3 protein-coding genes, 1 pseudogene and 1 riboswitch are annotated in these 4819 nt (G+C 68.2%); of the genes and pseudogenes, 1 reads left to right on the forward strand and 3 read right to left on the reverse strand.

Annotation, left to right across the window (positions count from 1 at the left end):
* Nucleotides 1-515, forward strand: a pseudogene (locus VFM98_RS18220) (MFS transporter); the annotation flags it as partial.
* A 10-nt stretch (nucleotides 516-525) separates the two neighbouring features.
* Here VFM98_RS18220 and metH read toward each other — a convergent pair.
* The 3 genes from metH to VFM98_RS18235 form a co-directional block, all read right to left on the reverse strand.
* Nucleotides 526-3222, reverse strand: a complete 2697-nt coding sequence (gene metH / locus VFM98_RS18225) for a methionine synthase (RefSeq protein ID WP_325111319.1) — start codon at nucleotides 3220-3222, stop codon at nucleotides 526-528.
* Nucleotides 3223-3265: 43 nt separating this feature from the next.
* A riboswitch (S-adenosyl-L-homocysteine riboswitch) is annotated at nucleotides 3266-3337 on the reverse strand.
* A 38-nt stretch (nucleotides 3338-3375) separates the two neighbouring features.
* Complete coding sequence (locus tag VFM98_RS18230; protein ID WP_325111320.1) at nucleotides 3376-3825, reverse strand: Lrp/AsnC family transcriptional regulator; 450 nt, start codon at nucleotides 3823-3825, stop codon at nucleotides 3376-3378.
* Nucleotides 3826-4015: 190 nt separating this feature from the next.
* Nucleotides 4016-4819, reverse strand: an 804-nt coding sequence (locus tag VFM98_RS18235) for a homocysteine S-methyltransferase family protein (RefSeq protein WP_325111321.1), incomplete at its 5' end; no start/stop codon positions are given.

A 4819-nucleotide genomic window follows, 5' to 3' on the forward strand; every position in this document is an offset into this window, starting at 1 on the left:
GGATCACGGCGGCGATTCCGCCGCACCTGATCACGCTGTTGCGCGAAAGCGGGCTGCCGGAAGGCTGGGTGATCGCGCTGCCGGCCGCCATCGGGGTGGTGCAGGTGCTGGGGCGGCTGCTGCTGTTCTTCTTCGAGCACCGCTTCGACCTGCACCTGGCCAACCGGCTGATCCCGCTGCTGATGCCGCTGGCGCTCGCGGCCCTCATCGCCGGCGCGACCTCGCCCGCGGGCGGGCTGCTGTTCGTGCTGCTCTATGGCATGGGCAACGGCATGCTCACCATCGTCAAGGGCACGGCGGTGGCGCAGTACGTCAACCGCGAGCACGTGGCCTCGCTCAATGGCGCGCTCGGCCTGCCGCAGGCGGTGGCGCGCGCGATCGCGCCGCTGGCCCTGGGCGTGCTGTGGAGCCCCCAGGTGGGCTACCGCTGGGGGCTGGCGATGCTGCTGGTGGCCGGGCTGGTGGCGGCGGCGGCGCTGGTGCTGGCGCAGCGGAAATCGCTGCTGCCGGCGTAGCGCGCCGGCTTCAGAGATTCGGCGCCAGCAGACGCTGCAGGTCCGCGACCGCGGCGCCGCGGCGCCGCGCCTGGTCCTGCAACTGGTCTTCGCCGATGCGGCCCACGCTGAAGTACTTCGCCTCCGGGTGCGCGAGGTAGAAGCCGCTCACGCTGGCCGCCGGCGCCATCGCCAGGCTGTCGGTGATCTCCATGCCGATCTCCTGCGGCTGAAGCAGCGCGAACAGGTCGCGCTTGACGCTGTGGTCGGGACAGGCGGGGTAGCCGGGCGCAGGCCGGATGCCGCGGTACTTCTCGGCGATCAGCGCCGCGTTGTCCAGCGTCTCGTCGCCGGCGTAGCCCCACAGGTCGCGCCGCACGCGCGCATGCAGCGCCTCGGCCAGCGCTTCGGCCAGCCGGTCCGCCAGCGCCTTGAGCGTGATGGCGGAGTAGTCGTCGTGGTCGTCGAGGAAGTACTTCACCTTCTTCTCGACCCCGATGCCCGCGGTGACGGCGAACGCGCCGACGTAGTCGTCGCGCACGCCCTTGGGTGCCACGAAGTCGGCCAGGCAACGGCTCGGGCGCATGACGCCATCGATCTCCTGCTTCTCGGTCTGCTGGCGCAGGCCGTACCACGTCAGCACCGGCCGGGTGCGGCTCTCGTCGGCGTAGAGCTGGATGTCGTCGTCGTCGACCGTGTTGGCGGGCCACAGGCCCATCACCGCGTTGGCGGTGAGCCAGCGGCCCTCGATCAGGCGCTTCAACATGCGCTGGCCGTCGGAATACACCCGCACGGCCTCGGCGCCCACCACTTCGTCCTTCAGGATCTCGGGGAAGCGGCCCGCCAGGTCCCAAGTCTGGAAGAACGGGCCCCAGTCGATGTAGCTCGCGAGCTCCGCCAGGTCGTAGTTCCTGAACACGCGCCGGCCGATGAACTTCGGCTTCGGCGGCTGGTAGTTGGCCCAGTCGATCGGCGTCTTGTTCGCACGGGCCTTCGCCAGCGGCCACAGGGGCACCTGCTTCTTGTTGGCGTGCAGCTGGCGCACCTTCTCGTAATCGGCGTTGACCTCGGCGATGTACTTCGCCGCCTGGTCCGACAGCAGCGACTGCGCCACGCCCACGCTGCGCGAGGCATCCGGCACGTAGACCACCGGGCCCTCGTAGTGCGGCGCGATCTTCACCGCCGTGTGCACGCGGCTGGTGGTCGCCCCTCCGATCAGCAGCGGAATCTTCTTGATGCGGAAGTGCTCGTCTTTCTGCATCTCGCTGGCGACGTACTGCATCTCCTCCAGCGAGGGCGTGATCAGGCCCGACAGGCCGACGATGTCCGCGCCCTCGACCTTGGCCCGGGCCAGGATCTCGTGGCACGGGACCATCACGCCCATGTTCACCACCTCGAAGTTGTTGCACTGGAGCACGACGGTCACGATGTTCTTGCCGATGTCGTGCACGTCGCCCTTCACGGTGGCAACGACGATCTTGCCCTTGGCCCGCACGTCCGCGCCGGCGGCTTCCTGCTGCTTCTTCTCTTCCTCGATGTAGGGGATCAGGTGCGCCACGGCCTGCTTCATCACGCGGGCCGACTTCACCACCTGCGGCAGGAACATCTTGCCGGCGCCGAACAGGTCGCCGACGATGTTCATGCCGTCCATCAGCGGCCCCTCGATCACGTGCAGCGGCCGGCCGCCCTGGGCCAGCACGTTCTGGTAGACCTGCTCCGTGTCTTCGACGATGTGGTCGGTGATGCCGTGCACCAGCGCGTGGGCCAGGCGCTGCTCCACCGGCAGCTGCCGCCACTCGTTCTTCTTGCCTTCGTCCTTCGCGGCGCCCTTGGCCTGTTCGGCGATTTCCACCAGGCGCTCGCCGGCGTCGGGCCGGCGATTGAGCACCACGTCCTCCACGCGCTCGCGCAGCAGGGGCTCCACCTCGTCGTACACGCCCACCATGCCGGCGTTGACGATGCCCATGTCCATGCCGGCCTTGATCGCGTGGTACAGGAAGACGGTGTGGATCGCCTCGCGCACCGGGTCGTTGCCGCGGAAGGAGAAGCTCACGTTGGAGACCCCGCCGCTCACCTTGGCGCCGGGCAGGTTCTGCTTGATCCACTTCGTGGCCTCGATGAAGTCCACGGCGTAGTTGTTGTGCTCCTCGATGCCGGTGGCGATGGCGAAGATGTTGGGATCGAAGATGATGTCCTCTGGCGCGAAGCCGACCTCGTCGACCAGGATGCGGTAGGCGCGCTGGCAGATCTCGATCTTGCGCCGGAAGCTGTCGGCCTGGCCCTGTTCGTCGAAGGCCATCACCACGGCCGCGGCGCCGTAGCGCTTCACCAGCGTGGCCTGGCGCCGGAATTCGGCCTCGCCTTCCTTCATCGAGATCGAGTTGACGATGCCCTTGCCCTGGATGCAGCGCAGGCCGGCCTCGATCACCTCCCACTTGGAGGAGTCGATCATGATCGGCACGCGGGCGATGTCGGGCTCGCTGGCGATCAGGTTGAGGAAGCGCACCATGGCGGCCTTGCTGTCCAGCATGGCTTCGTCCATGTTGACGTCGATGACCTGGGCGCCGTTCTCGACCTGCTGGCGCGCGACCGCCAGGGCCTGCTCGAACTGGCCCGCCAGGATCATGCGGGCGAATGCCTTCGAGCCGGTGACGTTGGTGCGTTCGCCGATGTTGACGAACAGGCTGCCGGGGCCGATGGAGACGGGCTCCAGGCCGGCGAGTTTCATGGGGGGGACTTCGGGTTGCTGCATTCACTCACCTCGTTGGCGGTCCGGGTGAGCGCGGTTGGAATCCATCTCAAGCCTGACGGCCGTGTCGACCGCTGCAGCGCTCCTTGAGCAGGGGAAGATTTTAGCAACGCTGGCGGTCTCGTATGGGCATCACAGCGGCAAGTCTGCCTTCTTCAGCGTCCGCAGCACGAAGGAGGACTTGCTGTGCCGGATCCCCTTGATCTTGTAGAGCTTCTCGCGCAGCAGCCGCTCGTAGTCGCGCGTGTCCTTCACCGCCACGCGCAGGAGGTAGTCGTATTCGCCCGAGACCAGGTAGGCCTCCACCACCTCGGGGATCGCCGCCAGCGTCTCGCCGAACTTCTCCAGCGTGTTGTCGGTGTGGCTGTCCAGGGTCACCTGCACCAGCACCGTGTCGTTCAGCCCCAGGCCCTGTGCGTTCAGCCGTACCGTGTAGCCCTCGATCACGCCGGCGGCCTCCATCTTGCGGATGCGCTCCCAGCAGGGCGAGGCGCTCAGGCCGACGGCCTGCCCGATCTGCTGCAGGCTGGCCCGCGCGTCCTGCTGCAGCACCCTGAGGATTTTCCGGTCGATCGCGTCCATGGCGCAGGATTGTCCGCCCGATTGCATGCCACCGAAAGCTTTTCTGCGCCGGGCCGGAATCGCCGCAGCTTCAGCAAGAATTTCTCCGCCCCCGTCGCCACAATGGAGCACAGGACGGCGGCTTACCGGCCGCCGGCCGCGAACGAGGCCCTCACGAGGGGCCGAGGTGGTGAGTGGGAAGGGGCCGCGCCTACGCGGCTTCCTTGTAGAAGGGCCCGCGGGTCGCGCGCGCCGGCAGCGGCGCCACGGCCTCGCGGATCGCCGCGATGTGGTCCGGCGTGGTGCCGCAGCAGCCGCCCACGATGTTGACCAGCCCTTCGGCGGCGAATTCGTGCAGCAGCCGCGACGTCACTTCCGGCGTCTCGTCGAAGCCGGTTTCGCTCATGGGATTGGGCAGGCCGGCGTTCGGATAGCAGCTGATGAAGGTCTCCGGCGCCACGCGGTTGAGCTCCTGGATGTAGGGCCGCATGAGCGCCGCGCCGAGCGCGCAGTTCAGGCCGATGGCCAGCGGCTGCGCGTGCCGCACGCTGTACCAGAAGGCCGTCACGGTCTGACCGCTGAGGATGCGGCCGGAGGCATCGGTGACCGTGCCGCTGACGATGATCGGCAGCCGCTGGCCGGTGGCCGCGAAATATTCGTCGATCGCGAACAGCGCCGCCTTGGCGTTGAGCGTGTCGAAGATGGTCTCGACCAGCAGCAGGTCCACCCCGCCTTCGACCAGGCCTTCCACCTGCTCGTAGTACGCGGCGCGCAGCTGCTCGAAATCGACGTTGCGCACGCCGGGGTCGTTCACGTCCGGGCTGAGGCTGGCCGTGCGCGGCGTGGGGCCGAGCGCGCCGGCCACGAAGCGCGGCTTGTCGGGCGTGGAGAACTTGTCCGCCGCCTCGCGCGCCAGCTTCGCCGCGGCCACGTTCATCTCCCGCGCCAGCTCGCCCAGGCCGTAATCCTCCTGCGCGATGCGGTTGGCGCCGAAGGTGTTGGTCTCGATCAGGTC

The organism is Ramlibacter sp. (genome assembly GCF_035706265.1).
In the GTDB taxonomy this organism is placed as follows: domain Bacteria; phylum Pseudomonadota; class Gammaproteobacteria; order Burkholderiales; family Burkholderiaceae_C; genus Ramlibacter.

What these genes read in the sequence shown, in the direction of transcription:
- metH (WP_325111319.1), bottom strand. Translation starts at nt 3,222, where the DNA reads ATGAAACTCGCCGGCCTGGAGCCCGTCTCCATCGGCCCCGGCAGCCTG.
- VFM98_RS18230 (WP_325111320.1), bottom strand. Translation starts at nt 3,825, where the DNA reads ATGGACGCGATCGACCGGAAAATCCTCAGGGTGCTGCAGCAGGACGCG.